The following is a 26,988-nucleotide window of genomic DNA, read 5'->3' as shown; positions in this document are numbered from 1 at the left end:
AAGCGCCCGCGAGCCGTCACGCCGACGGGGTGTCGTGCGCACTCGGTGACCGGCAGGGCGGGGGTGGGGCGAGCCTCCAGGCCGGTGCCTGGGGTGTCAGGGACCGACGGCCACGGGGTGGGCGGTCGTGGCCAGCAGGTCGGCGACGTCCGCGAGGACGGCGTCGGGCGTCACCTCGTCGACGTAGGACGGGTCGTGCGGGCAGCGCTCCGCGGTCCAGCCGACCTGCGTGACGTCGATGCCGCACACCGGGCACCGCGTGACGAAGGACAGGTGCACGCGGTGGCGACCGCGGTCCGTCGGGCCGGCGTTCACCACGTTGCCGAACCAGAACACGCCCACGGTCGGCGTGCCCACGGCCACCGCGAGGTGCCTCGGACCGGAGTCGTCGCCGACCATGACGTCGGCGGCGGCGAGCACGGCGGGCAGCTGCGACAGGGGCAGCGTGCCCGTGCGGTCGTGCAGGTGGTCGTGCAGCGCGGTGGGGACCGCGCCGCGGATGGCCTGGGCCGCCGGGACGTCGGATGCGTCCCCGACGAGCACGACGTCGTCGCCCGCGTCGAGCCGGGCGGTGACGACGGCGGCGAAGCGCTCCGGGCTCCAGCGACGGCGGGGGTCCGTGGCGCCGGGGTGCACCGCGACGAGCCGCCCGGCGACGCCGAGCTCTGCACGGACGGCGGCCCGCTCGCCGTCCGTCACGCGGACGCGCGGGTCGAGGGTGACCGGTGCCGCTCCGGCGAGCGAGGCGACCTCGAGCCCGCGGAGCACCTCGTGCTGGTAGTAGACGTAGCGGACCCAGCGCTCCAGGACCTCGGCGTCCTCGGTGGCGGTGCCGACGGTGTGGCGGGCGCCGAGCCGGAGGAGGAACGGGTTCGAGTTGCGGCCGCCGCCGTGCACCTGCACCGCGAGGTCGAAGCGACCGTGCAGGCGTGCGACGAACGCCTCGAGGTCCGGGGCACCTTCACCGCCGTCACGGACGCCGGGGGCGACGGGCAGCTCCTCGAACGCGTGCACCGCGTCCGTCCTCCCGCGCAGCACGGCCGGTGCGAGCGGTGCACCGAGCAGCGTGATGCGCGCCTCGGGGTACGCGGCGGCGAGGGCCTCGAGCGCGGGGACCGCGAACATCAGGTCGCCCAGTCCCCCGCCACGGAGCACCGCGATCTCCCGGACGTCGTCGAAGCGTTCTCCACCGTTGCCGATCAGTTCCACCCGACCCGTCTACCGGAGGACTCCCGGGAACACGGTCGGGCACCGGCTCGGCGGCGCGGAGCGCCGCGCTCCGTTGCGCTTCGCGGATGGGCCGGAGCGAACCCGGACCGGCGCCCAGCAGCAGCCGGGCAGCGTGGGGCCTCCCGCCCGCGCACCCGAAGGACACCATGACCCTCGCCGCTCCGTCCCCCGCTTCGACCGACGCCGCCGCCGCTCCTGCTGCTCCCTCCGCTGCGGACGCCGATGCGACTTCCGCTGCGGACGCCGCGATCGTCGTCACCGATCCCGTCTCCGGTTCGGTCGCCAGCACCACCCGGCGGTCGACCCCGGACGAGGTCCGCGACGCCGTCGCCCGCGCCCGTGCCGCCGCGCCCGGCTGGGCCCGGACCGCGCCGGCCGAGCGGGGTGCCGCACTCCACCGCGCGGCCGCGGTCCTCCGTGAACACGCGCAGGAGCTCGCCGACCTGAACACCCGGGAGACCGGCAAGGTCCCCGGCGACGCGCTCGGCGGGGTCGAGGCGGGCATCGGCACGCTCGTGCAGTACGCGGAGCTCGGACCCGTCCACCGCGGCGAGGCCCTCCGCGGGCAGTTCGGTGCCGCCGACTGGTCGGTGCCGCACCCCCGGGGCGTCGTCCTCGCGCTGACGCCCTGGAACGACCCGGTCGCCGTGGCGTGCGGGATCCTCGGCGCCGCGGTCGTCACCGGCAACACGGTCGTGCACAAGGGCAGCGAGCGGTGCCCGGCGACCATCGCGCGGCTCAACGAGCTCCTGGCGGAGGCGCTGCCGGACGGCGTGCTCGTCGGCGTCGACGGCGACGCGGCCACCGGTGAGCTGCTCCTCGAGCAGGACGGCATCGACGTCTACGCCCACGTCGGCTCGACCGCGACCGGGGACCGCCTGACGGCCGCCGCCGCGACGACCCGCGCACACGTCATCCGCGAGAACGGCGGCAACGACGCCGTGGTGGTCGACGGCGACGTCGACCCGGTCTGGGCGGCCGCGCAGGTCGCCCTCGGCGCCTTCGCCAACACCGGGCAGATCTGCACGAGCGTCGAGCGGGTCTACGTGCACCGCGCCGTCGCCGAGCCGTTCGTCGCCGCGCTCGTCGCCGAGGCCGAGCGCCGCACGGCGGCACCGGCCGCCGAGTTCGGGCCGCTCGTCGACGACCGGCTGCGCGCCACCGTGCAGGAGCACGTCGACGACGCGGTCGCCCACGGCGCCGTCGTGCGGACCGGCGGGGTCACCCCGGACGGTGCGGGCACGTTCTACCCGGCGACGGTCCTGACGGACTGCACCGACGAGATGCTCGCGATGACCGAGGAGACCTTCGGTCCGATCGCCCCGGTCCGCGTCGTCGAGGACTTCGACGAGGGCCTCCGGCTGGCAGCGGCCGACCGCTACGGACTCGCGGCCACCGTCCTCACCGCGGACACCGGGCACGCCCTGCGCGCCGCGGCGGAGCTGCCGGTCGGGACCGTCAAGGTCAACGCCGTCTTCGGCGGTGCGCCCGGCGGCAGCGCCGAACCGCGCGGCGCCTCCGGTGCCGGGTTCGGGTACGGACCGCACCTGCTCGACGAGATGACGACCACCACGGTGGTGCACCTCGAGCCGGCGCCGGCGCGCGTGACGTGGGCCGACGCGACGGCCGACGCCGATGCCGAAGCCACCGGCGGCGCGATGGCCGACGCCACCGACGGCGCGACGGCAGACGCCGGCGCCGACACCGACGGTGGTGCCCGGTGACCGCCGACGTCCGCCTCGTCCGCGACCTCGTCGCCACCGTCGACGACCGCGAACCCCTCGTCGTCGTGATCGGCGACTGCATCCTCGACCGCTGGACCGTCGGCGAGGCCGAACGGGTCTCCCGCGAGGCCCCGGCGCCCGTCGTCCGCGTCACCGGCACCGTCGCCGTCCCCGGCGGCGCCGCGAACACCGCCGTGAACGCCCGCGCCCTCGGCGCCCGCGTCCGCATGGTCGGGCTGGTCGGCGACGACGAGTCCGGCCGGGTCCTGCGTGACCGGCTGACCGCGGCCGGCGTCGACACGTCCTTCCTCGTGGAGGTCCCCGGCGGCACCACGACCACGAAGTCGCGCGTCGTCGGCGGCGACCGCGTGGTGGTCCGCGTCGACGAGATCGCCGAGACCCCCGACGCCGCGACCGGCCAGCGTCTCGCCGACGCCGTCCGGCGGGCGGTCCGGTGCGCCGACGCCGCCGTGGTGTGCGACTACGACCTCGGCGTCCGTGCCGAGGACGTCGTCCCGGTGCTCGACGCCGACCGCCCCGCGGCCGTCGTCGTCGACGCGCACGACCTCCGCCGCTGGGCCGGCCTGCACCCCGACCTCGTCACGCCGAACGCCGGCGAGACCGCCGCCCTGCTCGGCCACGACCTCGGCACCGGGTCCGCCCGCGTGCAGACCGTCGTCGACGCCCGCGCCGAGGTGCTCGCCCGCTCGGGCGCCCGCGCCGCCGTCGTCACGCTCGACAAGGACGGCACCGTCCTCCTGGAGCCCGGTTCCGACCAGGGCTTCCGGACGCGTGCGACCCCCGCGTCCGAGCAGCAGGCCTCCGGCGCCGGCGACACCTTCTGCGCGGCGGCGACCGTCGCGCTGGCGGTGCGTGCCCCCACGCGCGACGCCGTCACGGTCGCGCAGGCCGCCGCGGACGTCGTCGTCCGCGAGGCCGGCACGTCGGTCTGCTCCGCCGCCGCGCTGCTCGAGTCGGTGACGGCTCCCGCGGCCACCGTGGTGGACCACGACGACCTCGCGACCGCCGTCGAGGCCGCCCGGGCCGCCGGTCGCCGCGTCGTCTTCACGAACGGTTGCTTCGACGTCGTGCACCGCGGACACACGACGTACCTGCGCCAGGCGCGGGAGCTCGGCGACCTGCTCGTCGTCGCGCTCAACGACGACGACTCGGTCCGCCGACTGAAGGGTCAGGAGCGGCCGATCAACCCGGCCGAGGACCGCGCCGGCGTGCTCGCGGCGCTGGCGTGCGTCGACCTCGTGACGGTGTTCGCCACGGACACCCCGATCCCGCTCATCGAACGGCTCCGCCCCGAGGTCTACGTCAAGGGCGGCGACTACTCCCCCGAGATGCTCGAGGAGACCGGGGTGGTCCGCGCCTACGGCGGCGAGGTCGTCATGGTCGACTACGTGCCCGAGCACTCCACGACGGCGGTCGTCCGTCGCATCCGCGAGGCGGCGGCGGGGCACGACGCCACTCCTACGACCGCAGCGCCCACCGCTCCCGTCGAGCCCGACCCGGCGCCGTGACCGCCGCCCGTTGGTCGGGGGCGTGGGCCCGGCCGTCGCACGACGCCCCGCTCGACGCGGAGGTGGACGTCCTCGTCCCGACGGTCGGACGCCCCGCCGAACTCGCCACGACCCTCGCCGGGCTCGCCGCCCAGACCGACGTCGCGTTCCGCCTCGTCCTCAGCGACCAGTCCGCGGGGCAGGACGCCGCCACCGCGCCGTCGGTCGCCGCCATGCTGCGCGTCCTGGAGGCACAGGGCCGCCCCGTCACGCTCCTCGCGCACCCGGAACGGCGCGGCCTGGCCGAGCACCGGCAGCACCTGCTCGACCACGCCACCGCACCCGCGGTGCTGTACCTCGACGACGACGTCTGGCTCGAACAGGGCTCGGTCCGGCGGATGCTCGACGCGCTCCGCTCCCTGGGCTGCGGGTTCGTCGGCAGTGCTGTGCAGGGGCTGTCCTACCTGGACGACCGACGGCCGCACGAGACCGCCGTGTACGAGCCGTGGGACGGCCCCGTCGTCCCCGAGGTCGTCCGTCGCGGCACCCCGGCGTTCGACCGGCTCTCGCTGCACAACGCCGCGAACCCGACGCACGTCGCCGCGGACCTCGACGTGGAGCCCGGCGGCTGGGTTCCCTACCGGGTCGCCTGGGTCGGGGCCTGTGTCCTGTACGACCGCGCGGCGCTCGAGGCCGTCGGCGGGTTCGGCTTCTGGCCCGTGCTGCCCACCGAGCACGCCGGCGAGGACGTCGTCGCCCAGTGGCGGGTCATGGAGCGCTTCGGCGGCGCCGGGATCCTGCCGTCCGGGGCCGTGCACCTCGAGAGCCCGACGACCGTCACGGACCGCCGGGTCGACGCCCCCGACGTGCTGTTCCCCGAGCACGCCGACGCCGCCCACTGACGCCCGTCCCGCCCGGCTGGCCGACCCGGGTCCGACGCGCCGTTCCCGCACGGCGGACCGCGACGACCCGACGGCGCCGCCACGTGCCTCCAGGCCGGCGTCAGCTGCCGGACTCGACCTGGACCTGCTGACCCGCGTCGGCGAGTCCGAGCTGGACGATCGAGCGCGCGCGCTCGACCCACGGGCTGTCGGCGCAGCCGATCCAGACGGCGGTGCGGGGTTCGGCGCCCGAGACGCCCCACTCGGACGCCCACGCGGTGACGGCCTCGGCGAGGAGTTCCCCGTGGTCGGCGAACACGAGCGACGGCAGGAGCGACGGGCGCTCGCACCGGACGAGCCAGGTGACGCTCAGCCGGGGCGGTGCCGGCAGGATGCGGACCTGCTCGGCGAAGGCCACCTCGACGACGACCTGGCCGTACGCGGTGTCGGGCAGGGCGTCGAGCAGCAGGCGGATCTCGGGCAGGTCGTCGGCGGCACCCGCGAGCAGGACGCGGTCGGCCGGCGCCGCGGCGTCCGCGTGCGCATCGTCCGCCCGCCCCGTGTGCCTGCTCATGTGGCGAGGGTACGGCCGGACCGCGGCGCTCCGGCGGACGCACGGCGACCTGCCAGCTGGGCCGAGGACCGCGCTGTCACCTGCCGGACACACACCACGCGTCCGGACACGGCATGATCGGTCACGACCACCCTTCGAAGGAGCACCCATGGCGACGTTCACCCGCGGCTTCGGCGGACACCGGGACGACCGCGACGACCCCCGGATCCCGCCGGGGCAGACCCTGGTGCGGGACTGGCCCGTGCTGTCCGCCGGGGCGACGCCGGACATCGAGCCGGCCGACTGGAGCTTCTCGATCCGGACCGAGACCGGGCTGCACACGTGGACGTGGGACGAGGCGCAGGCGCTCGGCGTCGAGGACGTCACCGTCGACATCCACTGCGTGACGCACTGGACGAAGCTCGACATGCCGTGGCGCGGCGTCCCGCTCGACCGGTTCTTCGCCGACGTCGAGACCTCGCTCGAGTACTGCATGGTGCACAGCTTCGGCGGCTACACGACGAACGTGCCGCTCGACGAACTGCTCGACGGGCAGTCCTGGATCGCGTTCGAGGCGGACGGCGAGCCGCTCGAGCCGGAGCACGGCGGGCCCGCGCGGCTGCTCGTCCCGCACCTGTACTTCTGGAAGAGCGCGAAGTGGGTCCGCGGGATCGTCATGCAGTCCGACGACGAGCCCGGCTTCTGGGAGAACGCCGGCTACAACATGCACGGCGACCCCTGGAAGGAGGAGCGGTACTGGTGAGCGGGTCCTCACCGGTCGACGGCCTGGAGGCACGCCCCGCCCCCGCCCCGTCCGCCGCGTCCCGCAGGCGGCCGGCCTGGCACCCGGCGACGGTCGCCGCCGTCGCGCAGGAGACGCCGAACGCGCGCCGCATCGTCCTCGACGTGCCGACCTGGCCCGGCAACGACCCCGGCCAGCACCTCGACCTGCGCCTGACCGCCGAGGACGGCTACCAGGCCTCCCGCTCGTACTCGATCGCCTCCGCCGGCGAGGGCACGCGGGTGGTCCTGGCCGTCGACCGCGTCGAGGGCGGCGAGGTCTCTCCGTTCCTCGTCGACGCGATCGAGGTCGGCGACGGGCTCGACGTGCACGGTCCGCTCGGCGGCTGGTTCGTCTGGCGTCCAGGGCGCTCCGACCGGCCCGTCCAACTGATCGCCGGTGGCTCCGGGATCGTGCCCCTGCTCCCGATGGTCACCGCGCACGCGGCCGCCGACGACCCGGTGCCCTTCCGGCTCCTCGCCGCGACGCGCACGCCCGAGGACGACTTCTTCGTCGAGGAGCTCGACGCCGCGCTGCGCTCCCCCGCGCCCCTCGAGGTCACGCACGTCTACAGCCGCCGTGCGCCCGAGGGTTCGGGGATGCCGGTCGGCCGCCTGACCAGGGACGCGCTCGAGCGTGCAGTGTTCCCGCCCGAGGTCGGCGCGCTCGTGTACGTGTGCGGTTCGACGCCGTTCGTCGAGCAGGTGCTGCGGTGGCTCGGGGAGCTCGGGCACGACGTGTCCGACGTGCGGGCCGAGCGCTTCGGCGGCGCCGGATGACCGCGACCCGGATCCGCTGATCCGGACCGGCTGAACGACGAAGGCCCCGATCGACTGACCGGGGCCTTCGTGTCTCGATGCTGACCGTGCTGCTTCGCGTGTTCCGAGCGGATGACGAGATTCGAACTCGCGACCCTCACCTTGGCAAGGTGATGCGCTACCACTGCGCCACATCCGCGTACTCGAACACTCTACCCCGACATCGGCCCGGTTCGCGGATCGCCTGCTCCACCGGGCGCGTCGCTCGCTGCGGCACGTCGGACCAATCCGGTACCCGACGGTCTCCGGATGACTCCTCGGTGCCGAGGACGGCCGTCCTCGGCACCGGGGTCACCCGCCCCGCTGCCCGGTCCATCACGGTGACCCGAACGCTGCGAGGGACCGGGCAGCCAGGGTGCGGTGTTCCCAGCCCCCGACGGGTTCACTGGGTCCATGAGCTACGTGCACGACAACCCCGGCGGCACCGAGGCCCACGGCGTCGACCTGATCGACGGCGACGCCCCCGCGATCCGCATCCTCGTGCACGGCGACCTGCCGACGACGATCGAGCACGAGGACCGGGTCTGGCTCGCCACCGGCGACGCGCACGACGACGGCGACCCGACGGCTCCCCCGATCGCGATCTACCGGCCGGTCTGACCCGGGGCCAGGTCTCCGTCCGCGCCGTGCTGGCGATCGGCGACGGACGGCTCAGCGGCGTTCCCAGTGCGTCGACCAGAAGGCGTCGAGGCGTGCCTGGTCGGTCCACCACGTGACGTCGACCTCGCGGGTCAACGCGTCGACGAGACCGCCCTCCGTACCGGGCACCCGGTCGTCGGTGACCCAGTCGTCCATGACGAACCGGCCGCCGTCGTCGAACACCGGCCCCGGATGGTCCCAGACCTCCAGTTCGTAGCAGTCCAGGGCGCCGCGCTCGTTCCAGTGCGGGTGCGCGACCACGGTCCCCCCGGCCGCCGAACCGGACCCGATCGTGCCGACGATGCCGTTGCGGCCCCACGCAGTGAGCGGCGGCACACCCGGGTGGACGTCGATCACCTCGTGCGGCGGTGTCCGTGCAGCACGCCTCGGCCAGATCCGCATGGACGCATGCTGCCACAGCACGGCGGCGGTCCGGCGCGATCGCCGGTCAGGCGGCTGGACCCCCGGTCGGGTGGAACAGCTTCGACAGCGGGCGGCTGGAGGTCCAGTCCGGGTCGTCCTCGTCGTCGGACGGGATGATGTCGCCGGACGCGACGAGGGCGGACACCTGCTCGAGGTACGACGCCAGGGTCGGCGCGAGCACGTGGTGCGCCTCGTCCTCCGCCCCGAAGGTGATGACCTGTCCGACGGTGCCGGCTGGGCCGGGATCGAGGTCCACGCCGATGTGGTTGCCGCTGCCGTCGTGGGTGAGCGGGATCCACCCGCGGACGGAGTACTTCGCCTGCACGAACCCGTCGAGGTCCGAGGACGCGAACTCGTCCATGTCCTCCCGGGACTCGAACCCCGCCCAGTTGTCCCAGTTCAGGAGCAGGTCCTGTACCGGCAGCAGCGGCGCCCCGGCGAACAGGCCGGCGGCGAAGCGCGGATCCGCTGCCGTGTACTGGTGTTGTCCGTCGTGCAGCAGGTACAGCGCGCGGACGTCCGCCGGCAGTTCCCTGCCGAGGTGCGTCTCCGCGTGCGTGAGTGCGGCTTCGGTCGCCGGCGGGTGCAGCATCGTGTCGCCAGGGATGCGGGCGACGAGCCGGGCGAGCGCTGCTCGGAGCCGGTCGGTCGCGTCGTCGGCTGGTGCAGGGTCGTGGTTCCCCCGCCGGAAGAGTCGGCCCAGGTCCATCGATCCACCTTACCGACGGTCGCAGCCGGACCGTCCGGCTGGGTCGCAGGACACAGTTCGTCCTGTGCGCTGATGTCTCGGCCGGCGGTCCTCGGCACAGTGGGGTGGTGAGGGGAATCCGGTGGGTCGCGGCTGCGGTCGTGGGGGCTGCAGCCGCGACCGTGCTCACCGGCTGCGGTGCCGGTTCGTGATGCTCACCGCTCGAGCCAGGCCCGTCGGTCACCGCTGAGGACGCGCCGACGGCGAAGCGTCTCGAAGCGCTGGCGGGGGTGGTGGCGGTCACCGCGCGGTACTGGCAGCCGGATGACTCGCACTGCGTGTCCCGGGAGTACCTCGAGACGGCCGCGTGGTCGGCGGACTCCACCGTGCAGGTCCGGTCAGGGTTCACCCTCGAGCAGGTCCGCGCGGTGCGGGCGGCGCTCGGACCATCGACGGCGACCGTCAGGGCGCCCGCCGGGCACGATCTCGCCGCGTGGGAGCACACCCTGGCGAATCCCCTCCGGTGCGACACAGTACCTGCGGCAGCGGCGTGGCTGCGCACACACCTCGACGGTGATGCCCCGTCGTCGGTGTCCGTCGGGACAGCGACGACGTGGACGAAGTACGTCTCCGTCACCGGGTCGTCACCGGTGTCGGAGAGGACCGTCGAGACGGCGGCTCGGGTCACCGCAGCGCAACCGGATGCCCGGAGCTTCTCAGTGTCCGGGTCCCTGGTGACTGCGGTCGTCCCGACGGAGCGTCAGGCGGAGGCGGTCGTCGCCGCGTTCGGGGCGACACCGGCCGACGCGGATGGACAGCGGGTGTCCCTGTGGTGACCCGACGGGAACGGGACGGAGGTGCCCGGGATGGTCGGCGCCGCGGCCGGTCGACGTGTCGGCCGACGAACGAGCACGAACGACGTCCGCGCGGACGACGTCACGGCGCGGCAGACTCAGCGCATGGCAGTCGAGCGTGGACCGCGGACCTGGATCATCACCGGCATGCCCGGAGCGGGCAAGTCGACCGTCAGCCGAGGTCTCGCCGGTGCGCTGCCACGCGCGGCTCGTGTCGCCGCGGACGATGTCGGCCGGATGATCAGGTCCGGCGCGGTGTGGCCGCTGGGACACCCCGAGGACGAGGCCGCACGGCAGGTGGCGTTGTGTCACCGGAACATCGGCGCGCTGACCACGAACTTCGTGACCGCCGGCTTCGACACGGTCGTCGACTGCGTCCTGCCCGACGCGCACCACCTCGACCACCTCGTCGGCGTGCTGCCGCAGGTCCCGACCTTCCTCGTGGTCCTGGCGCCCGGCGAAGCGACCTGCAGAGCCCGGAACGCTGCGCGGCCAGCGGCGGACCGCTTCGAGTTCAACGGGCACGAGGCGCTCGACCGATCGATGCGGGACGGGTTCCGGGACCGGGGTTGGTGGATCGACACGGCGTCACAGTCCGTGGACGAGACCGTTCGACTCGTGGTCGAACACGCGGTCGTGGGAGACCGCGGGCGCATCGCGGTGCAGCCCCAGTGACGGCACGCAGACCGGTGGAGCCCTCCGCCCCGACCGCCGAACGGCTGCTCCGGCGCGGCCGATCACTCGAGTGGGTGACGCTGCTCTGGAACGTCGTCGCGGTCCTCGTGCTCGCCGTGCTGGCCCTGACCACGACCTCGGTGGCCCTCGCCGGGTTCGGTCTGGACAGCCTGATCGAGATCGCGGCGAGCACGGTGGTGCTCTGGGAACTGTCCGGCACGGGCGAGGAGCGGCAGCGCCGGGCGTTGCGGCTGATCGCGTTCGCGTTCCTGGCCCTCGGCACGTACCTGCTCGTCCAGTCGACGGTCGCGCTCGCCACCGGGCACCGAGCGGAGCCGACCGTGGGCGGGATCGCGTGGACCGCCGTCACGGCGGTGGTGATGTTCCTGCTCGCGGCCGGCAAGCGGCGCACCGGGCGAGCGCTCGGCAACCCGGTCCTGGAGACCGAGGGCCGCGTCACGTTCATCGACGGCGTCCTCGCGACCGCCGTCCTGCTCGGCTTGGTCCTCAACGCGATGGCGGGCTGGTGGTGGGCCGACCCGGTCGCGGGCTACGTCATCGTCGTCTACGCCTTCCGCGAGGCCGTCGCGGTCCTGCGCGCGGGGTGATCCCCGCTCGCGGGATCCACCGGTCGCGCTCCCGGAAACGCGAAAACCCCCGCCGAAGCGGGGGTTTCCATGTGGTGGGCGATACTGGGATCGAACCAGTGACCTCTTCCGTGTCAGGGAAGCGCGCTACCGCTGCGCCAATCGCCCAGGGGAGTGTGGAGCTGGAGGTGGGGACGGGATTCGAACCCGCGTGGACGGCTTTGCAGGCCGCTGCCTAGCCTCTCGGCCACCCCACCATCGAGGTTCACGTCTCCGTGAGTACCCGAACGGTGGGATACCCTCTGGTGAGTCGTGTTCGTCCGGAGACTCCCACACTCGAGCGGATGACGAGATTCGAACTCGCGACCCTCACCTTGGCAAGGTGATGCGCTACCACTGCGCCACATCCGCATTTCGAAGCGGCCCGAGGCCCGCCTCTGTCTCTCCGCTGTCGCGGCGACGAGAAGAACTCTATACGAACCGGACGGCATCCGCCAAAATCCTCCCCGTTCACCGGGCGTGTCCCCCGTGTTCATGCGGAACTGGGCCGGTTCGACGCCATCCGACAACGCTCGATGGAGCAGTAACCGTCGCGCCGGGAGCGCCGACCCGACGTCATCTGCTCCATCGCCCACCGACGAGCGCAAGAGGCGTCCACCGGTGCGCATCAAATACGTATCGCCTGGCGCGCGACCGACCGCGCCACACCCGGGCGGCGGCACGTGTTCGGCACACCCTCCAACGTCCGCTACTATCGACAGGCACCCAAGTGCAGGGGGCGATTGGCGCAGTTGGTAGCGCGCTTCGTTCACACCGAAGAGGTCATCAGTTCGAGTCTGGTATCGCCCACAGTGCCCATTCAGGGCCTGAAGAACACCCAAGTAGAGCCCGGCGCCATCGCGTCGGGCTCTACTTGTTCCCCGAGCGCACGCACGACCCGAAGGACCCATGACCGACGTCGACCTCGAGTTCGCCCGCGTCCGTGCGGTCCTCGACCGCCCGACACTCCGGCTCATGTCCCGCCCGACGAGCGCCGCCGTCCTCGCCGTGTTCCGGACGGTGTTCGACCGCGACGTCCAGTACGTCCCCGCCGACCGCATGCACCTGCAGGTCGAGGAGCACGTCGCGCGCCTGCAGGCGACGGGCGCGCGCGTGCCCGCGAGCGACCAGACCTCGGGCGAGCCGACGGACACCACCGCGCGTCCGAACGGCCGTGCGCTCTGCCGTGACTGGGTGGCGGCGCAGTGGCTCGTGCGCTCGAACTCCCCCGACGGCGACGAGCAGTACTCCCTGACGAGCCACGCCCTCGAGGCCCTGAGCATGGTCGACGCACTGGCCGCCGACCGGGCCCTCATCAGCGAGAGCCGGCTCGCCATGATCGTCGACGCCGTGCACCGATGGGCGGCGCGCGCCGAACCGGACCCGGACGTGCAGGTCCGACGGCTCGACGCGCAGATCGCCGAGCTGCAGGCCGAGCGGGACCGCCTGGCGAACGGCGACGAGGTCGTCACGGTCGACGACCACCGGATGCGCGACGGCTACACGAACATCTCCGACCTGATCCGCCAGCTGCCGAGCGACTTCAAGCGCGTCGAGGAGGCGGTCGCCGCGATGCACCGCTCGATCGTCGAGGACTTCCGGCAGGAGGTGCGCCCGATCGGCGAGATCCTCGACGACTACCTCGCCCGCACGGACGACCTCATGCAGGCGACGCCCGAGGGCCGTGCGTTCGAGGGCGCGTTCGAGCTGCTCCGCGACGACGCCCTGCTCCTGCGGCTCCGGGACGACATCGCCACGATCCTGGCGCACCCGTTCGCGGACACGCTCGGGTCCGGGGAGCGCCGGGCCTTCCGCAACACGGTCGGCATCCTCCGCCAGGGCATCGAGGACGTCCTCGCCCAGCGCCGGCAGCTGACGGCGACGTTGCGCGACCAGATCGTCGCGCACGACGTCGTCCGGGACCGCGAGCTCGACGCCGTGCTCCGCTCCGTGAACCGCGGCCTGGCGTCGTGGATCGAGCAGGGCAGCGCCCGCGACCGCGTCCCGCTCGGCCTGCTCCCCGCGACGGCCGAGGTCGGCACGCTCCGCGAACGCTTCCACGACCCGGACAACGACGCCGTCCCGCCGCCCATCGAGGAGCCGGACGACGACGTCTTCGAGGAACTCGACGTCGAGAGCCTCCGTCGGCACGGCGGCCCGCTCCTGGCGGAGCTGCGCGCCGCGCTCCGCGACGCCGCGGACAGCGCCGACGCCTTCCACGCGCTCCCGCCGGAGCAGCGCCGGCCGGTCGAGCTGTTCGGCCTGGCGCACCTGCTCACCGGGAACGACGACTTCGAGACCGCCACGCACGTGGTGCCGCACCGCACGGTGCGTCCCGACGGCGAGACGGTCACCTTCCACATGCCCACGGCGTCCCTGACCGGCGCGCCGGCGGACACCCAGCACGACCACGACAACGGCCAGGAGGCACGGTGAGCGACACGACGACGGCTCCCGTCGACAGCGTGGACCGCGACGAGACGGACCTCGGCGGCGTCGACACGACCGGTGACGACGAACGCGACGAGACCACGTTCGCCCTCTTCGAGGGCGACGAGGGACGGCTCGACGAGCCGCAGCGGCGTGCGTTCGTCGCGCTGCTCCGCAGCACGTACGTCAGCGCCCGCACGCACGCCGACGAGTGGCGCGCGGTGCTGGACGGCGAGCACCAGCTCCGCTCACGGCTGAACGACCTGTTCCTCGAACTGCACGTCGACCGGGACCGCGAGGTCGCCTGGAAGCGCCAGGCCCGCTCGGAGAGCCAGCGCCGGGCCTTCCCGACGCTGCTGCGCGACGTCCCGTACACGCGCGAGGAGACGATCGTCCTCGTCTACCTGCGGATGCGGCTGCGCGCCGACCCCCGCCCGGGCCTGGACCAGGTCGTCGTCGACCGGTCCGAGATCACCGGGCACGTCGCCGGGTTCCTCCCGCCGTCGACCGACCGCACCCGGGACGAGTCCCGCGTCGCGAAGGCGATCGACCGCCTGGTGACCGCCCGGGTCCTCGTGAAGACCTCGGACCCGGACCGCTTCCGGGTGGCCAGCGTCGTCGAGGTGCTCCTCCCACTGGAGCAGCTCCGCGAGCTCGAGCACTGGCTGCGCGACGTGACCGCCGCCGGTGGCGAGCCGACGGACGGCGCCGGGACGAGCCTCCCGGCCGAGCCCACCGACACCGACGACGAAGGCGAGCCGAGCGCATGACCGACACCGCGACCGACCCCTCCGGTATGCCCGCCTGGGGCATGGACGCGCTCTTCGACACCGTCGCGCAGTGGCGCGCGGAGTCGATGCAGGTCGTCAACTGGGGCGGGTTCCACGGCCACCGGCACGTCGAGCTGTCCGGCACCGCGACGCTGATCTCCGGTGCCTCCGGCACCGGCAAGTCGACCCTGATGGACGCGTACCTGGCGGTCATGATGCCGTCGGACGTGCCGTTCAACGGCGCGTCGAACGACGCGACCACCGGGCGGGCCCGCAGCGCCGACCAGCGCAACCTGCTCACCTACCTGCGCGGCAAGGTCGACACGCGACGGGACCCGGAGACCGGCGCCCTGCGCGACGTCAACCTGCGCGGGGACGACCAGACCACGTGGGGCGCGGTCGCGGTGACGTTCCGGAACGACGACGAACGGCGCTTCACCGTGCTGCGGACGTACGTCGTGCCGAAGCGGGCGCGCGGCGTCGGCGACATCCAGATGACGATGGCGACCGTCGACGACACGTTCGACCTGCGCCGGCTCGAGGAGTTCGTGCCGTCGCGGTTCCACCACCTCGAGCTGACCAGCCGGGTGCCGGGGCTCGTCGTGCGGGACACCTACCAGGAGCTCGCGTACACGCTGCAGACCCGACTCGGGATCGGCGACTCGGGCGGCGGCAACCGGGCGATGCGTCTGCTCGCCCGCATCCAGGCCGGCCAGCACCTGCCGACCGTCGACGCGCTGTACAAGTCCCTGGTGCTCGAGACGCCTGGGACGTACGACGCCGCCGACCGGGCGCTCGCGCACTTCTCCGCCCTCGACGAGGCGTACGAGGCGATGGACACCGAGGAGCGCAAGGTCCGCATCCTCGAGCCGATCGTCGACCTGCACGCCGAGATCGAACGGTCCCGCGCGGCCGCGGCGGCACTGGACGGCATCGCCCCCGGCGCCGAGGTCTCGCCGTTCGCGCACTGGACGGCTTCGCGCAAGCGCGCCCTGCTCGACGCTGAGGTCGACCGGAACACCCGCGAGCGCACGGCGGCACGCGCCGACGTCGCCGCAACGGAGGCCCGGCACGCGGCCGTCGAGATCGAGCTCCGCGAGGCCGAGGGGCGCCTGCGCGACCAGGGCGGCAACGCGCTCGCGCAGCTCGAGGACCGCATCGACCGCGGCACGCGCGAGCGGGACACCATCGCCCGGACCCGGGCCACGTTCGAGGAGCGCACCGCGCCGCTCGGGCTGACCCTCGACACCGAGTCCGCGTTCGGCGCGGCGCAGCGGACCTCGCGCGAGTTCCTCGGCTCGGTCGCCCGGCAGCGCGTCGCCCTCGACGAGCGCCGCGACGCGCTGACCCGCGAGGAGTACCCGCTGCTCGACCGCGAGCGGACCCTGCGGCAGGAGCGGCAGTCGCTCGAGCACCGGCAGGGAGCGATGCCGCTGCCGATGCACGAGGCACGCCTGGCGATGGCGCGCGCGGCCGGGATCGACCCCGAGTCGCTGCCGTACGTCGCGGAGCTCCTCGACGTGCTCCCCGGCGAGGAGCAGTGGCGCACGGCGATCGAGTCCGTCCTGGCGCCCGTCGCCCGCACGCTCCTGGTCGACCAGGACCGGCTCGCCGACTTCAGCCAGGCGATCGACGCCCTGCGGCTGCCCGTCCGGGTGCAGTTCGAGGGCGTCCCGACCGGCCCGCACCTCGACCTCGACGGCGACCCCGCGATGGTCTCCGGCAAGCTCACCATCAAGGACTCCCCCTTCAGCACGTGGGTGCGGGAGCGCATCGAGTCGGACCGGATCGACGCCCGGTGCGTCGACACCGCCGCCGAGCTCGGTGGCGGCGGCCGACGGGTCACCCCGTCCGGACAGCTCCGTGACGGCAAGCGCGGCGCGCACGGCGACCGGCGGCAGTCGAACGTCATCGGGTTCACGAACGAGGCCCGCGTGGCCGCGGTCGAGCAGGAGCTCGCGGCGATCGCGCAGGACCTCGCGACCCTCGAGGCCCGCCGCACGGACGTCGCCCAGGACCTCGCCGCGCTCGACGTCGTCCGCGCCGCCCACCAGCACCTGGTGGACGCGACGTGGGACGGCATCGACGTCGCCGGTGCGGACGAGTCGCTCGCGCGGCTCGACGCCGAACGCCAGGCCCTGCTCGCCGCGGACGACGGCCTCCGCACGCTCCGCGAGTCCGTGGCCCGTCTCCGCCGGTCCCTGGACGAGGCCGCCGACCGGCGCGCGGGTGCCCGGCAGCAGGTGAACCGCCTCGAGGAGCGCCACGCGGTGCTCGTCGACGGGCAGGACGCCGCCGCGGAGATCCTCGAGCGCTTCGAATCGGCACCGGGGAGCGTGCCCGACGACGCGCAGGCGCAGCTGCTGGCCGAGACCTTCGAGGAGGTCGGCGCCCCCGAGGGCATCGACGGCTTCGACGACGCCACCCGCCGCCTGCGCCGCCGACTCGAGGAGCGGCTCACCCAGGCGCTCGACGGTGCTGCGGCGGCCTCGAACGCCCTGACCGTGACGTTCCAGCGGTACCAGGACGCGTGGCCCGACCCGAACCTCGGCACCAGCGTCGCGTCGTGGCCGGACTACCACGCGATCCTCGAGGAGATCGTCGCCACCGGGCTGCACGCCCGGCGCACCGAGTGGCGTCGGCGGCTGTCGCAGTGGAGCGGCGAGGACCTCGTGCCGCTCGCCGGGGCCTTCGACCGGGCGGTCGTCGAGATCGAGGAGCGGCTCGAGCCCGTCAACGAGATCCTCCGCGAGCTGCCCTTCGGCGCGAACCGGGACCGCCTGAAGATCCAGATCCGCCGGGTCACGCGCGAGGACGTCACCGCGTTCCGCCGCGAGCTCCGCGCCCTGTCGGCCTCGGTGGACACCGAGCTGACCGACGACGTGCTCGAGACCCGCTTCCGACGGCTCCGCCGCTTCATGGCCGTCATCCGGCCGGAGCCGGGCGGGTCCCGCGGACGCACCACCCAGCGCGACGCCGTGCTGGACGTCCGCCGGCACATGGAGATCACGGCCGTCCGGTACGACGTCGACGGCAACGACCTGGGCGTGTACTCCTCGCTCGGCGACAAGTCCGGCGGCGAGACGCAGGAGCTCGTGGCGTTCATCGTCGGGGCGGCCCTGCGCTACCAGCTCGGCGACGAGACCCGTCCGCGGCCCCGGTTCGCGCCGGTGTTCCTCGACGAGGCGTTCATCAAGGCGGACTCGGAGTTCGCGGGGCGGGCCGTGACGGCGTGGCTCCGACTCGGGTTCCAGCTCGTGGTGAGTGCGCCGCTCGACAAGGTCACCGCGCTCGAACCCTCGATGGAGCGGCTGCTGTCGATGCGGAAGCACCCCGACACGGGCCACTCGTCGATCACGGAGATCGCCCGGGCGTAGGCGCGGCGCGGCGGGGCCGCGCGTGCCACATGTGGCACGCTCGCCGTCCCCCGCCGACACTTTGCGCCCACCGGGCAACACGCACGCGGCACGTCGTGCACGCTCGCGGAGCCGCGCTCGGGGTCCGGGGGCGTCCGGGGGGTCCGGGGCGTCCGGGGCGTCCGGGGCGTCCGGGGCGTCCGGGGCGTCCGGGGACGCACGGTACGGTGAGCGGGTGTTCGGACGACGACCTCCCCGCCCCCGGCCCGACGACGCCTCAGGCAACGGGAGCCGCAACGGGAGCGGGAGCGGCATCGGGATCGGCGCCCTCGTCCGGGTCGTCCCGTCGGAGCGCGGCGGGGACCGCTGGGTCGGCGAGCCCGTCGGGGTCGTCGTGGCGCCGGGCGGGAACCAGCTCGGCGGCGTCCAGCGCACGTGGGTGGTCGCCTTCGACGAGCCCGTACACACCGAGGACGGCCGCGGCCCGTTCGAGCGCGCGACCGTCCTGGGTCGTCAACTGGTGCCGGTCGAACCGGCGGAGTGACCCCGGGCCGCGACGGGTCCCGGGGCGGCGAGCGGCCTAGTACTCCTCGGAGCCGCTCTTCATCATCGCGGCGACGGCCATGCAGAAGCCGACGCCCCCGAGGACGCCGATGCCGATGATGACGCCTGCGATGAGTTCGAGCATGGTGGACTCCTGTGGTGACGGGGCCGGGCTGGTCCGCTCCAGGTTACCGGATGCCCCGCATGGCCTTCAGCACCGGCTTCGCGAGCAGGAGCAGCACGACACCCACGACGACCGCGACCAGGCCGAGCACGGTGAAGTAGGGGGCCTCGTCCGTCGGGTCGTAGTAGGCCGACAGGACACCGGTGACCGCGGTGCCGAGCGACACCGAGAGGAAGAACAGCGCGACCATCTGCGTCTGGAACTTCGGCGGCGCGAGCTTCGTCGCGACGGACTGCCCGACGGGTGAGAGCAGCAGCTCGGCGAGCGTGAAGACGAGCAGGATCGCGACGAGGGCGACGAGCGGCGTGCCGTTCTCCCCGGTGCCGACGAAGGGCAGGAACAGCAGGAACGCGATGCCCATGATGCCCGTGCCGAGCGCGAACTTCGTCGGGGTCGAGGGCTGTCGGGCACCGAGCTTCGTCCACATCGCCGCGAAGACGCCGGAGAGCACGATGATGAACACCGGGTTGATCGACTGGATCCACGAGACCGGCATCGTCCAGTCGAAGAACGACCGGTCCAGGCGCTGGTCGGAGTACACCGTGACGACGGTGAACTGCTGCTGGTACAGCGACCAGAACACCGCGCTCGCGATGAACAGCGGGATGAAGGCGACGACGCGGGACCGCTCGTCGGCGGTGAGTCCGCTCGACAGGATCACGACGAAGTAGGCGATCGTCGCGACGACCACGACGGCGACCACGACGGTCGGCAGGTTCCGCACGGTCAGGAGCCCCGTCAGGACGGACACCACGACGAGCACGAGCACGACGGCGACGATCCCGCCGAGCAGGGGCAGCCGACGACGGTCGACCGGGTTCGTGACGTGCCGGACGGCGTCAGGGAGCTTCGGACGGCGGATCGCGTACTGCACGAGCCCCGCGGCCATGCCGATCGCCGCGAGTCCGAAGCCGAAGTGGAAGCCAAGGGTGCTCTGCAGCAGCCCGGTGAGCAGCGGGCCGGCGAACGCGCCGAGGTTCACGCCGAGGTAGTACAGCGAGAAGCCGGCGTCGCGCCGGGGGTCGTCACGGCTGTACAGCCCGCCGACGATGGTGGTCGCGGTCGCCTTGAGCCCACCGGACCCGAGCGCGATGAGCACCAGGCCGATCCCGACCCCGGCGACCCCCGGGACGAGCGCCAGTGCCACGTGCCCGGCCATCACGACGATCGCGCTGCCGAACAGGGTCCGGTCCGCACCCGCGAGCCGGTCGGCGACCCACGCCCCCACGATGGTGAACAGGTACACCGCGCCGCCGTAGGCGCCCATGATGCCGGTGGCGATTCCCTCGCTGATGCCGAGGCCGCCCTGCGACGCCGTGTAGTACATGTACAGGAGGACGATCCCCTGCATGCCGTAGAACGAGAACCGTTCCCAGAGCTCGACCGCGAACGGAGTCGACAGCTCGAACGGCTGCCCGAAGAAGGTGCGCTTGTGCTCCCGGGAGTCGGGTGCGGTGGTGCTGGACATCCGTCCACTGTGCCCCGCGCTCGCGACGACGGCCGAATCGAGCAGGGGTGCGAACAAAATCCCTCCGGCGCGTTTTGGAGGGTTCCCACCACGCGCGCGCCGGGCAGCGCGACGGTCTTGTGCGGCCGACACGGCGTTCACGCGACTGTCGGTCGCGGTGCCTAGCGTGGGTTCTGCAACACGGACAGAGCAGTTCAGGAAGGCTCCACGCATGGTCGACACCGCCCCCGCACGCCCCAGCTCGACGACCGCAGCCCCGGCGACCGAGGCCCCGAACGCCAGCGCCGCCGGCGACCCGGCGGCCGGCACCCCGGTCGGCTCGACGGACACCGACGTCCGCATCGACACGACGCTCCTCGGCGAGCTCCTGCTCGGACGGTGGGCCGAGGACCGCCGGATCTCCCGTCGACTGACGAAGGACCCCGCGGTGCACAAGATCGAAGGCCAGCCGGTCCCCGAGCACCGTGCCCGTGCGCTCGAGCAGCTCCGCATCCTGGTCGACGCCGGCGCGATCCAGCGACCGTACCCGCTCGAGTTCGGCGGGCAGGAGAACCACGGCGGCAACCTCGCTGCGTTCGAGGAGCTGACCACCGCGGACCCGTCGCTCCAGATCAAGGCCGGCGTGCAGTGGGGCCTGTTCGGCTCGGCCGTTCACCATCTGGGCACCGAGCGCAACCACCGCGAGTTCCTGCCGGGGATCATCCGCTTCGACGTGCCCGGCTGCTTCGCGATGACGGAGACCGGGCACGGCTCGGACGTCCAGAGCATCGCGACGACGGCGACCTACGACCCGGCGACGCAGGAGTTCGAGATCCACACGCCGTTCCGCGGTGCGTGGAAGGACTACATCGGCAACGCGGCCCTGCACGGCAGGGCGGCCGTCGTGTTCGCGAAGCTCGTCACCGCGGGCGTCGACCACGGCGTGCACGCCTTCTACGTGCCGCTCCGCGACGACGAGGGCGCCTTCCTGCCCGGCGTCGGCGGCGAGGACGACGGCGTCAAGGGCGGCCTGAACGGCATCGACAACGGCCGGCTCTGGTTCGACCACGTCCGGGTCCCCCGCACGAACCTGCTCAACCGGTACGGCGACGTCGCCGAGGACGGCACGTACAGCTCCCCCATCGCCTCGCCCGGACGCCGCTTCTTCACGATGCTCGGCACCCTCGTGCAGGGTCGGGTCTCGCTCGACGGTGCGGCCGTGGTCGCGCAGAAGATCGGGCTGCAGATCGCCCTGACCTACGCGATGGAGCGTCGGCAGTTCCCGACCGGCGGCGGTGACGAGGGCGTGCTGCTCGACTACGGCCGACACCAGCGTCGCCTGATCCCCCGGCTCGCGACGGTGTTCGCGCAGTCGTTCGCGCACGAGAAGCTCCTGCGCACGTTCGACGACGTGTTCAGCGGGCGCGAGGACACACCGCAGCGCCGCGAGGACCTGGAGACCCAGGCCGCGGCGTTCAAGTCGATGTCGACCTGGTCGGCGCTCGAGACCCTGCAGGAGTGCCGCGAGGCCTGCGGTGGCGCCGGGTTCCTCGCCGAGAACCGCCTCACCGGTCTCCGCGCCGACCTCGACGTCTACGTGACGTTCGAGGGCGACAACACGATCCTGCTGCAGCTCGTCGGCAAGCGGCTCCTCACCGACTTCCGCGCCCGCGCCCCGCGCGACCCGGCGTCGACGGCCCGCTTCGTCGCCGCCCAGGCGGCCGCGAAGCTCGCCGACGCGTCCGGCCTGCGCCGGCTCGGGCAGACCGTCGCCGACCGCGGGTCGCTCGCGGCCTCCGTCACCGACCTGCAGGACCCCCGGACGCAGCGCGAGCTGCTCCAGGGCCGCGTCGACACGATGGTGACCGAGATCGGACTGCGGCTCGCCTCGGCCGGCAAGGACCGAGCGAAGGCGGCGAAGCTGCTGAACCGCTCGCAGCACGAGCTAATCGAGGCGGCGAAGGCGCACGCGGAGCTCATGCAGTGGGAGGCGTTCACGGACGCGATCGAGGAGGTCGCCCCCGGCGACACCCGACGCACGCTGGTCTGGCTGCGCGACCTGTTCGCCCTCGGGCTGCTCGAGCAGCACCTGGACTGGTACCTGCTGCACGGTCGACTGTCGGCCCAGCGCGGTCGCGCGGTGTCGGCGTACGTCGACCGGCTCGTCGCCCGCATCCGGCCGATCGTCCCGCAGCTGATCGAGTCGTTCGGCTACGCGCCGGAGCACGTCCGGGCGCCGATCGCCCTCGGCGAGGAGCGTGCCCGGCAGGAGGAGGCAGCGGCGTGGTTCGCGGCCGAGGCCGCCGCCGGACGCCTGCCCGAGCAGGAGAAGAAGCCCCGGCCGTAGCGATCCGCAGCCAGGGCAGGCGGCGGGATCCCAGTCGGAGCCGCAGGAGCGCCGGGCCTCAGTCGGGGTCCGGCGCGGAGCGCCTCAGTCGGGGTGCGGCGCGGTGCGCCCCAGCGCCGCCCGCAGCCGCGCCTCGGCGTCGTCCGGCCCCGCGGCACCGGCGGACGCGGCGGCAGCCGCCGCCTCGGCGTTCGCCTCGGTGACGGCGCGCACGACCTCCTCGCGTTGGATCTTCACCCCGCGCGGTGCGTCGATGCCGATCCGCACGCCGTCCCCGCGGCTGTCGAGCACCGTGATGACGACGTCGTCACCGACGAGGATCCGCTCGCCGACCTTCCGCGTGAGTACCAGCACCCCGTCAGCCTAGCGACAGGACCGGGACCCCCAACCGGTGCACGGACTCCGGCGTGGCGGTCTCCCCCGCGCCGATCGCCACGATGCCCGCCACGGGCGTGCGCGACGCCACCGCCGACACCATCGCCACGGTGTCCTCGTGCTTCCGGCCGACGTCGACGACGACCCACACCTGGTCCGGCGCGAGGCCCTCGGTCGTCGCGACGTCGTCCCACGCGGCGACGCCGAGCAGCGCGTGCCCGGCCTGCACGCCGGCCGCGCGGGCGAGGATCCCGGCACGCCGGTCCGCGGCGTCGGTCGGCTGGAGTGCGTGCCGCATCGCGAAGACGCCGGCCGCTGCGTCGACGTCGGTCGGTCGGCCGACCAGCAGGACCAGGTCGCCGTCGGCGGACCGCACCGCCGGCACGACGGGGGCCGACAGGACCGGTGGCACCGCGCCTCCAGGCTGGTCGCCGGCACCGTCCTGGAGGCGCGACCCGCCCCCGTCGACCAGGCCCGCGTCCGGCTCGGGGCCGGCCCCGGCAGCTCCGCGCGGTGCGATCCCGTCCGCGACGAACCCGTCGAGCACCGACGCGAACGCGTCGGCCCGCGCCGTCGCGGTGCCGTCGGAGCGCGCGATGCGGTCCTCGGCCGCCTCGGCGTCGGCGAGGAGCGCGGCGATGCCGACACGCACGACCGGACCGTCCGCGATCGCGACCCGCGCGACGGGCGGGGTGGTCGGGTCGGCGACCTCGACGACCGCCTCGACGTGGGCGCGGCGGAACAGCCCGCCGATGCCGGCGGACGTGACGCGCTCGGCGGAGACGATGCGGGCGGTGGTGCCGAACTCGGCGCGGACGGCCTCGCGGACCGCCTCGAGCGTCGGGCCCCTACGCAGCGATCGGGTCGGCGGCACGGACCACCCCCACGGTCTCGATGGTGGAGCCCGCGGCGGTGGCCTCCTGGTACGACAGCACCGGCAGGCCGTTCGCCTGCGCGGAGACCATGCGGTGCACGGCCGGGCGGAGCTGCGGGGCGCACACGAGGACGGCGGAGAGCCCCTGTTCCTCGACCGAGCGCACGGCGTCGCGGAGGGAACCGAGGACCTGCTCGATGCGGTGCGCGTCGAGCACGATCTGGGTGCCCTGTTCGGACGGCCGAAGCCCCTCGAGCATCGACTGCTCCAGGAGCGGGTCGATCATGATCACCCGGAGCGTGCCGTCCTCGGCGTAGCGCGCGGGCAGGGCCGGACCGAGGGCGGCGCGGGCGGCTTCGACGAGTCCCTCGGGGTCCGTCGAGACCTTGGCACGGAGGGTGAGCGCCTCGCAGATCCGGCCGAGGTCGTTGATCGGGACACGCTCGGACAGCAGGCCCTGGAGCACGCGCTGCACCTCGGCGAGCGAGAGCATGCCGGGGACGAGCTCCTCGACCGCGGCCGGGTTCACCTGCTTGACGCCCTCGGTGAGGACCTTGACGTCCTCGCGCGTGAGCAGCCGTGCGGCGTTGTCCCCGATCACGGCCTGCAGGTGGGTGACGAGCACGGAGACCCGGTCGATCACGGTCGCACCGGTCATCTCCGCCGCGTGCCGGAGCTCGGCGGGGACCCACTTGCCGGCGAGCCCGAACACCGGCTCGACCGTCACCGCACCGGGCAGCCCGTCGAGCTGGTCGCCGAGTGCGAGGACGCTCCGCGCGGGCGCGGTCCCCCGGCCGGCCTCGACGCCGGCGATCCGGATGGCGTAGGTCGCCGGCGGCAGGTCGATGCTGTCCCGCGTCCGGACCGGCGGCACGACGATCCCCATGTCGACGGCGATCTTCCGACGGAGCGCGCGGACCCGGCCGAGCAGGTCGTCCGAGGCGCCGGACACCATGTCGACCAGGTCGGGGGCGAGCAGGATCTCGAGGGCGTGCACGCGCATCTGCTCGAGCAGGTCCTCGGGGCTGTCCGACGTGGGCGCCGCGGCCTCGAGCGCCTGCTGCTGCTCGGCGGCCTGCTCCTCGCGCTTCGCCTGCCGGGCGAGCCGCCAGCCGGCGAACAGCAGGCCGGCGCCGATGAGCAGGAACGGGACGATCGGCATGCCGGGGATGAAGCCCATCGCGATCGCGGCGACCCCGGCGATCATCAGCGCGTTGCGGGACTGGGTCAGCTGCTTCGTCGCCGAGGCGCCGATCTCGGTCTCCGCGCCGGACCGGGTCACGATCATGCCCGTCGAGACCGCCATCAGGAGCGCCGGGATCTGCGTGACGAGTCCGTCGCCGATCGTCAGGATGCCGTACTTCGACAGGGCGTCGGTGATCGAGAGGCCGTTCTGCAGCATGCCGATCGCGATGCCGCCGATGAGGTTGATGACGATGATCAGGATGCCCGCGATCGCGTCGCCCTTGACGAACTTCGATGCGCCGTCCATCGCGCCGTAGAAGTCGGCCTCGGCGGAGACGGCCGCGCGGCGCTCCTTCGCCTCGGCGTCCGTGATGAGGCCGGCGTTCAGGTCGGCGTCGATCGCCATCTGCTTGCCCGGCATGGCGTCGAGGGTGAATCGCGCCCCGACCTCGGCGACGCGCTCGGCACCCTTCGTGACGACGACGAACTGGATCACCACGAGGATGAGGAACACGACCGCGCCGATGATCACCGACCCGGAGACCGCGACGTGGCCGAACGCCTGGATGACGTCGCCGGCGAACCCCTCGCCGAGCACGAGCCGGGTGGACGCGACGTTCAGGCCGAGCCGGAACAGCGTCGCGACGAGGAGCAGCGAGGGGAACACCGAGAAGTCGAGCGGTTTCTTGACGAACAGCGTCGTGAGCAGGATCACGAGCGCCAGCAGGATGTTGCAGATGATGAGCACGTCGAGCAGGAACGACGGCACCGGCAGGATCAGGAGCAGGACGATCCCGACGATGAAGACGGGGACGGCGAGCTTCGGCAGGTCCTTGCGGTTCATGCGGGAACCCCTTGCGGATCGGAGGTCGCGGACGACGACGGGGTGGGTGTCGCGTCGGCGGCGGGACGGGACGGGCGGAGCCGGCGCGGACGCAGGTCGCCGCTGAGCGTGGCGGGGTCGAGGACGGCGGCGACCTCGGCCGGGGTGGTCGGACGGGGTGCGGCGTGCGTGCCCGCCGCGGCACCGCGGGCCTTGAGCGCCATAACGAACGACAGGACGCGGGCGACGGGCGTGTAGAGGTCGACCGGGACCTCCTGCCCGAGCTCGCACGCGGCGTGCAGCGCCCGGGTGAGCGGGACGTCGCGGACGATCGGTACCCGGGCCTCCTCGGCCCTGGCGCGGATGACGTCGGCGACCGGCCCGGCACCCTTCGCGGTCACCCGCGGAGCGGACTTCCCCGGCTCGTAGCGGAGCGCGACGGCGTAGTGGGTCGGGTTCGTCATGACGACGTCGGCGTCACCGATCGCGGCGACCATCCGGTTCCGGCTCATCGCGAGTTGGCGGGAGCGTCGCTGCGACTTCACGAGGGGGTCGCCCTCGCTGTGCTTCGACTCGTCCTTGACCTCCTGCTTGGTCATCATGGTGCGCTTCCGGTTGCGCCGGACCACCACGAAGACGTCGACCGCGGCGAGGAGCAGCCCCGCGGCGACGGCGGCGCGCAGGAGCGTCCCGGTGCCGGCCGCGGCGGCGTCGAGCACCGCGGACAGCGGCAGCGAGCCGCTCGTCATGAGCACGGGCACGAGCGACTGCACGGCGAACCAGAGCACGAGCCCGACGACAGCGGTCTTCAGCAGCGCCTTCACCCCGTTCCAGAGCGCCTGCACGCCAAACACCCGCTTGATCCCGGCGACCGGGTCGAAGTGGTCCGGCTGCGGCGTCATTCGACGGAAGTGCACCCCGCCCTGCGCGACGGACACCGCCGCGACCGCGACCGCGACGACGCCGAGCATCGGGCCGAGCGTCGCCCCGATCGAGGCGAACGCGTCGACGAGCGCCTGCCGAGCCGTGGCGGTCGTGGGGTCGGCGATCACCCGCTGCACGACGTGCAGCTGCTCCTGCCCGGCCGAGGCGGCACTGCCGATCGCGGCGGGCATCATGAGCGCCGCCGTCGCGATCCCGACCCAGGCGCCGAGGTCCTGCGACCGGCCGAGCTGCCCCTTCCGGTGCACCTCCTGCATGCGCTTCTGGGTGGCCCGCTCGGACCGTTCCCCGCTGCCGCCGTCGGACACGCCG

Annotated in this window: 23 protein-coding genes and 5 tRNA genes; 15 read left to right on the top strand and 13 right to left on the bottom strand. The window is 73.5% G+C overall.

Annotation, left to right across the window (positions count from 1 at the left end; genetic code table 11):
* Positions 1 to 96: 96 nt before the first annotated feature.
* Positions 97 to 1,209: a glycosyltransferase family 9 protein gene (locus tag LQK89_RS08250; RefSeq protein ID WP_231050726.1), complete on the bottom strand. Its 1,113-nt coding sequence runs from the start codon at positions 1,207 to 1,209 to the stop codon at positions 97 to 99.
* A 167-nt stretch (positions 1,210 to 1,376) separates the two neighbouring features.
* Here LQK89_RS08250 and LQK89_RS08245 point away from each other — a divergent pair, with 167 nt between their 5' ends.
* Genes LQK89_RS08245 through LQK89_RS08235 form a run of 3 tightly spaced genes read left to right on the top strand, consistent with a single transcriptional unit; the run spans position 1,377 to position 5,364 of the window.
* Complete coding sequence (locus tag LQK89_RS08245) at positions 1,377 to 2,954, top strand: aldehyde dehydrogenase family protein (protein ID WP_231050725.1); 1,578 nt, start codon at positions 1,377 to 1,379, stop codon at positions 2,952 to 2,954.
* Entirely contained in the window at positions 2,951 to 4,483 is a 1,533-nt protein-coding gene (gene rfaE2 / locus LQK89_RS08240; RefSeq protein WP_231050724.1) for a D-glycero-beta-D-manno-heptose 1-phosphate adenylyltransferase, read from the top strand. The genes LQK89_RS08245 and rfaE2 overlap by 4 nt, the downstream gene beginning before the upstream one ends.
* Positions 4,480 to 5,364 (top strand): glycosyltransferase, encoded by an 885-nt coding sequence (locus LQK89_RS08235; protein ID WP_231050723.1) that lies wholly within the window; start codon positions 4,480 to 4,482, stop codon positions 5,362 to 5,364. The genes rfaE2 and LQK89_RS08235 overlap by 4 nt, the downstream gene beginning before the upstream one ends.
* Positions 5,365 to 5,464: 100 nt before the next feature.
* Here LQK89_RS08235 and LQK89_RS08230 read toward each other — a convergent pair whose 3' ends face one another.
* Positions 5,465 to 5,917 carry an SIP domain-containing protein gene (locus LQK89_RS08230; protein ID WP_231050722.1) on the bottom strand — a complete coding sequence of 151 codons (453 nt, stop codon included), beginning with the start codon at positions 5,915 to 5,917 and terminating at the stop codon, positions 5,465 to 5,467.
* 148 nt (positions 5,918 to 6,065) lie between these two features.
* Between LQK89_RS08230 and LQK89_RS08225 the strand changes: the two genes are divergently transcribed.
* On the top strand, positions 6,066 to 6,659 hold the full coding sequence (locus LQK89_RS08225) for a molybdopterin-dependent oxidoreductase (protein WP_231050721.1): 594 nt from the start codon (positions 6,066 to 6,068) through the stop codon (positions 6,657 to 6,659).
* Positions 6,656 to 7,456 carry an FAD-binding oxidoreductase gene (locus LQK89_RS08220; protein WP_175326531.1) on the top strand — a complete coding sequence of 267 codons (801 nt, stop codon included), beginning with the start codon at positions 6,656 to 6,658 and terminating at the stop codon, positions 7,454 to 7,456. The genes LQK89_RS08225 and LQK89_RS08220 overlap by 4 nt, the downstream gene beginning before the upstream one ends.
* A 106-nt stretch (positions 7,457 to 7,562) precedes the next feature.
* Here the strand turns inward: LQK89_RS08220 and LQK89_RS08215 are convergent.
* Positions 7,563 to 7,634 (bottom strand) — tRNA-Gly (locus LQK89_RS08215).
* 254 nt (positions 7,635 to 7,888) lie between these two features.
* Here LQK89_RS08215 and LQK89_RS08210 point away from each other — a divergent pair.
* Complete coding sequence (locus LQK89_RS08210; protein ID WP_058740417.1) at positions 7,889 to 8,095, top strand: hypothetical protein; 207 nt, start codon at positions 7,889 to 7,891, stop codon at positions 8,093 to 8,095.
* A 51-nt stretch (positions 8,096 to 8,146) separates the two neighbouring features.
* Here the strand turns inward: LQK89_RS08210 and LQK89_RS08205 are convergent, their stop codons facing one another.
* Both LQK89_RS08205 and LQK89_RS08200 read right to left on the bottom strand, forming a co-directional pair.
* Positions 8,147 to 8,536 carry a hypothetical protein gene (locus tag LQK89_RS08205; protein ID WP_231050720.1) on the bottom strand — a complete coding sequence of 130 codons (390 nt, stop codon included), beginning with the start codon at positions 8,534 to 8,536 and terminating at the stop codon, positions 8,147 to 8,149.
* 46 nt (positions 8,537 to 8,582) lie between these two features.
* Entirely contained in the window at positions 8,583 to 9,266 is a 684-nt protein-coding gene (locus LQK89_RS08200) for an SMI1/KNR4 family protein (RefSeq protein ID WP_231050719.1), read from the bottom strand.
* Positions 9,267 to 9,538: 272 nt separating this feature from the next.
* On the opposite strand from LQK89_RS08200, the gene LQK89_RS08195 reads away from it, so the two are divergent.
* From LQK89_RS08195 to LQK89_RS08185, 3 genes are all read left to right on the top strand, one after another.
* Positions 9,539 to 10,081: a hypothetical protein gene (locus LQK89_RS08195; RefSeq protein WP_231050718.1), complete on the top strand. Its 543-nt coding sequence runs from the start codon at positions 9,539 to 9,541 to the stop codon at positions 10,079 to 10,081.
* 123 nt (positions 10,082 to 10,204) lie between these two features.
* Positions 10,205 to 10,774 carry an AAA family ATPase gene (locus LQK89_RS08190; RefSeq protein ID WP_175326527.1) on the top strand — a complete coding sequence of 190 codons (570 nt, stop codon included), beginning with the start codon at positions 10,205 to 10,207 and terminating at the stop codon, positions 10,772 to 10,774.
* A gap of 14 nt (positions 10,775 to 10,788) precedes the next feature.
* A complete protein-coding gene (locus tag LQK89_RS08185; RefSeq protein WP_231050717.1) occupies positions 10,789 to 11,382 on the top strand; it encodes a cation transporter in 594 nt (197 codons plus the stop codon).
* Positions 11,383 to 11,454: 72 nt separating this feature from the next.
* Here the strand turns inward: LQK89_RS08185 and LQK89_RS08180 are convergent.
* From LQK89_RS08180 to LQK89_RS08170, 3 genes are all read right to left on the bottom strand, one after another.
* Positions 11,455 to 11,529 (bottom strand) — tRNA-Val (locus tag LQK89_RS08180).
* A 15-nt stretch (positions 11,530 to 11,544) separates the two neighbouring features.
* A tRNA-Cys gene (locus LQK89_RS08175) sits at positions 11,545 to 11,618 on the bottom strand.
* Positions 11,619 to 11,700: 82 nt separating this feature from the next.
* Positions 11,701 to 11,772: transfer RNA gene (locus tag LQK89_RS08170), tRNA-Gly, on the bottom strand.
* Positions 11,773 to 12,137: 365 nt separating this feature from the next.
* Between LQK89_RS08170 and LQK89_RS08165 the strand changes: the two genes are divergently transcribed.
* The 5 genes from LQK89_RS08165 to LQK89_RS08145 all read left to right on the top strand — a co-directional run bounded on the left by LQK89_RS08165 (position 12,138) and on the right by LQK89_RS08145 (position 18,500).
* Positions 12,138 to 12,210: transfer RNA gene (locus tag LQK89_RS08165), tRNA-Val, on the top strand.
* A gap of 99 nt (positions 12,211 to 12,309) precedes the next feature.
* Complete coding sequence (locus tag LQK89_RS08160; RefSeq protein ID WP_231050716.1) at positions 12,310 to 13,836, top strand: DUF3375 family protein; 1,527 nt, start codon at positions 12,310 to 12,312, stop codon at positions 13,834 to 13,836.
* Complete coding sequence (locus LQK89_RS08155; RefSeq protein WP_175326524.1) at positions 13,833 to 14,600, top strand: DUF4194 domain-containing protein; 768 nt, start codon at positions 13,833 to 13,835, stop codon at positions 14,598 to 14,600. The genes LQK89_RS08160 and LQK89_RS08155 overlap by 4 nt, the downstream gene beginning before the upstream one ends.
* A complete protein-coding gene (locus tag LQK89_RS08150; protein ID WP_231050715.1) occupies positions 14,597 to 17,977 on the top strand; it encodes an ATP-binding protein in 3,381 nt (1,126 codons plus the stop codon). The genes LQK89_RS08155 and LQK89_RS08150 overlap by 4 nt, the downstream gene beginning before the upstream one ends.
* A 214-nt stretch (positions 17,978 to 18,191) precedes the next feature.
* Positions 18,192 to 18,500: a hypothetical protein gene (locus LQK89_RS08145; RefSeq protein ID WP_217508169.1), complete on the top strand. Its 309-nt coding sequence runs from the start codon at positions 18,192 to 18,194 to the stop codon at positions 18,498 to 18,500.
* Between the two features lie 187 nt (positions 18,501 to 18,687).
* Here LQK89_RS08145 and LQK89_RS08140 read toward each other — a convergent pair whose 3' ends face one another.
* The gene (locus LQK89_RS08140; protein ID WP_144801239.1) at positions 18,688 to 20,151 is read right to left on the bottom strand and encodes a peptide MFS transporter; all 1,464 of its coding nucleotides are present in this window, start codon (positions 20,149 to 20,151) and stop codon (positions 18,688 to 18,690) included.
* A 211-nt stretch (positions 20,152 to 20,362) separates the two neighbouring features.
* Between LQK89_RS08140 and LQK89_RS08135 the strand changes: the two genes are divergently transcribed.
* Positions 20,363 to 22,477 carry an acyl-CoA dehydrogenase family protein gene (locus LQK89_RS08135; protein WP_231050714.1) on the top strand — a complete coding sequence of 705 codons (2,115 nt, stop codon included), beginning with the start codon at positions 20,363 to 20,365 and terminating at the stop codon, positions 22,475 to 22,477.
* 84 nt (positions 22,478 to 22,561) lie between these two features.
* Here LQK89_RS08135 and csrA read toward each other — a convergent pair whose 3' ends face one another.
* The 4 genes from csrA to LQK89_RS08115 are packed head-to-tail and all read right to left on the bottom strand — an operon-like array spanning position 22,562 to position 26,984.
* Positions 22,562 to 22,831 carry a carbon storage regulator CsrA gene (gene csrA / locus LQK89_RS08130; protein WP_231050713.1) on the bottom strand — a complete coding sequence of 90 codons (270 nt, stop codon included), beginning with the start codon at positions 22,829 to 22,831 and terminating at the stop codon, positions 22,562 to 22,564.
* A 4-nt stretch (positions 22,832 to 22,835) separates the two neighbouring features.
* The gene (locus LQK89_RS08125) at positions 22,836 to 23,726 is read right to left on the bottom strand and encodes a hypothetical protein (RefSeq protein ID WP_174778520.1); all 891 of its coding nucleotides are present in this window, start codon (positions 23,724 to 23,726) and stop codon (positions 22,836 to 22,838) included.
* Positions 23,701 to 25,755: a flagellar biosynthesis protein FlhA gene (locus LQK89_RS08120; protein ID WP_144801245.1), complete on the bottom strand. Its 2,055-nt coding sequence runs from the start codon at positions 25,753 to 25,755 to the stop codon at positions 23,701 to 23,703. Before LQK89_RS08120 ends, LQK89_RS08125 begins: the two co-directional genes overlap by 26 nt.
* Positions 25,752 to 26,984 (bottom strand): EscU/YscU/HrcU family type III secretion system export apparatus switch protein, encoded by a 1,233-nt coding sequence (locus tag LQK89_RS08115; protein ID WP_231050712.1) that lies wholly within the window; start codon positions 26,982 to 26,984, stop codon positions 25,752 to 25,754. Before LQK89_RS08115 ends, LQK89_RS08120 begins: the two co-directional genes overlap by 4 nt.
* Between the last annotated feature and the right edge of the window lie 4 nt (positions 26,985 to 26,988).

It is taken from the genome of Curtobacterium sp. C1 (assembly GCF_021049325.1).
GTDB lineage: Bacteria > Actinomycetota > Actinomycetes > Actinomycetales > Microbacteriaceae > Curtobacterium > Curtobacterium citreum.
The sequence above is the reverse complement of the archived record's forward strand: the minus strand, read 5'-3'. Positions and strand labels throughout refer to the sequence as shown.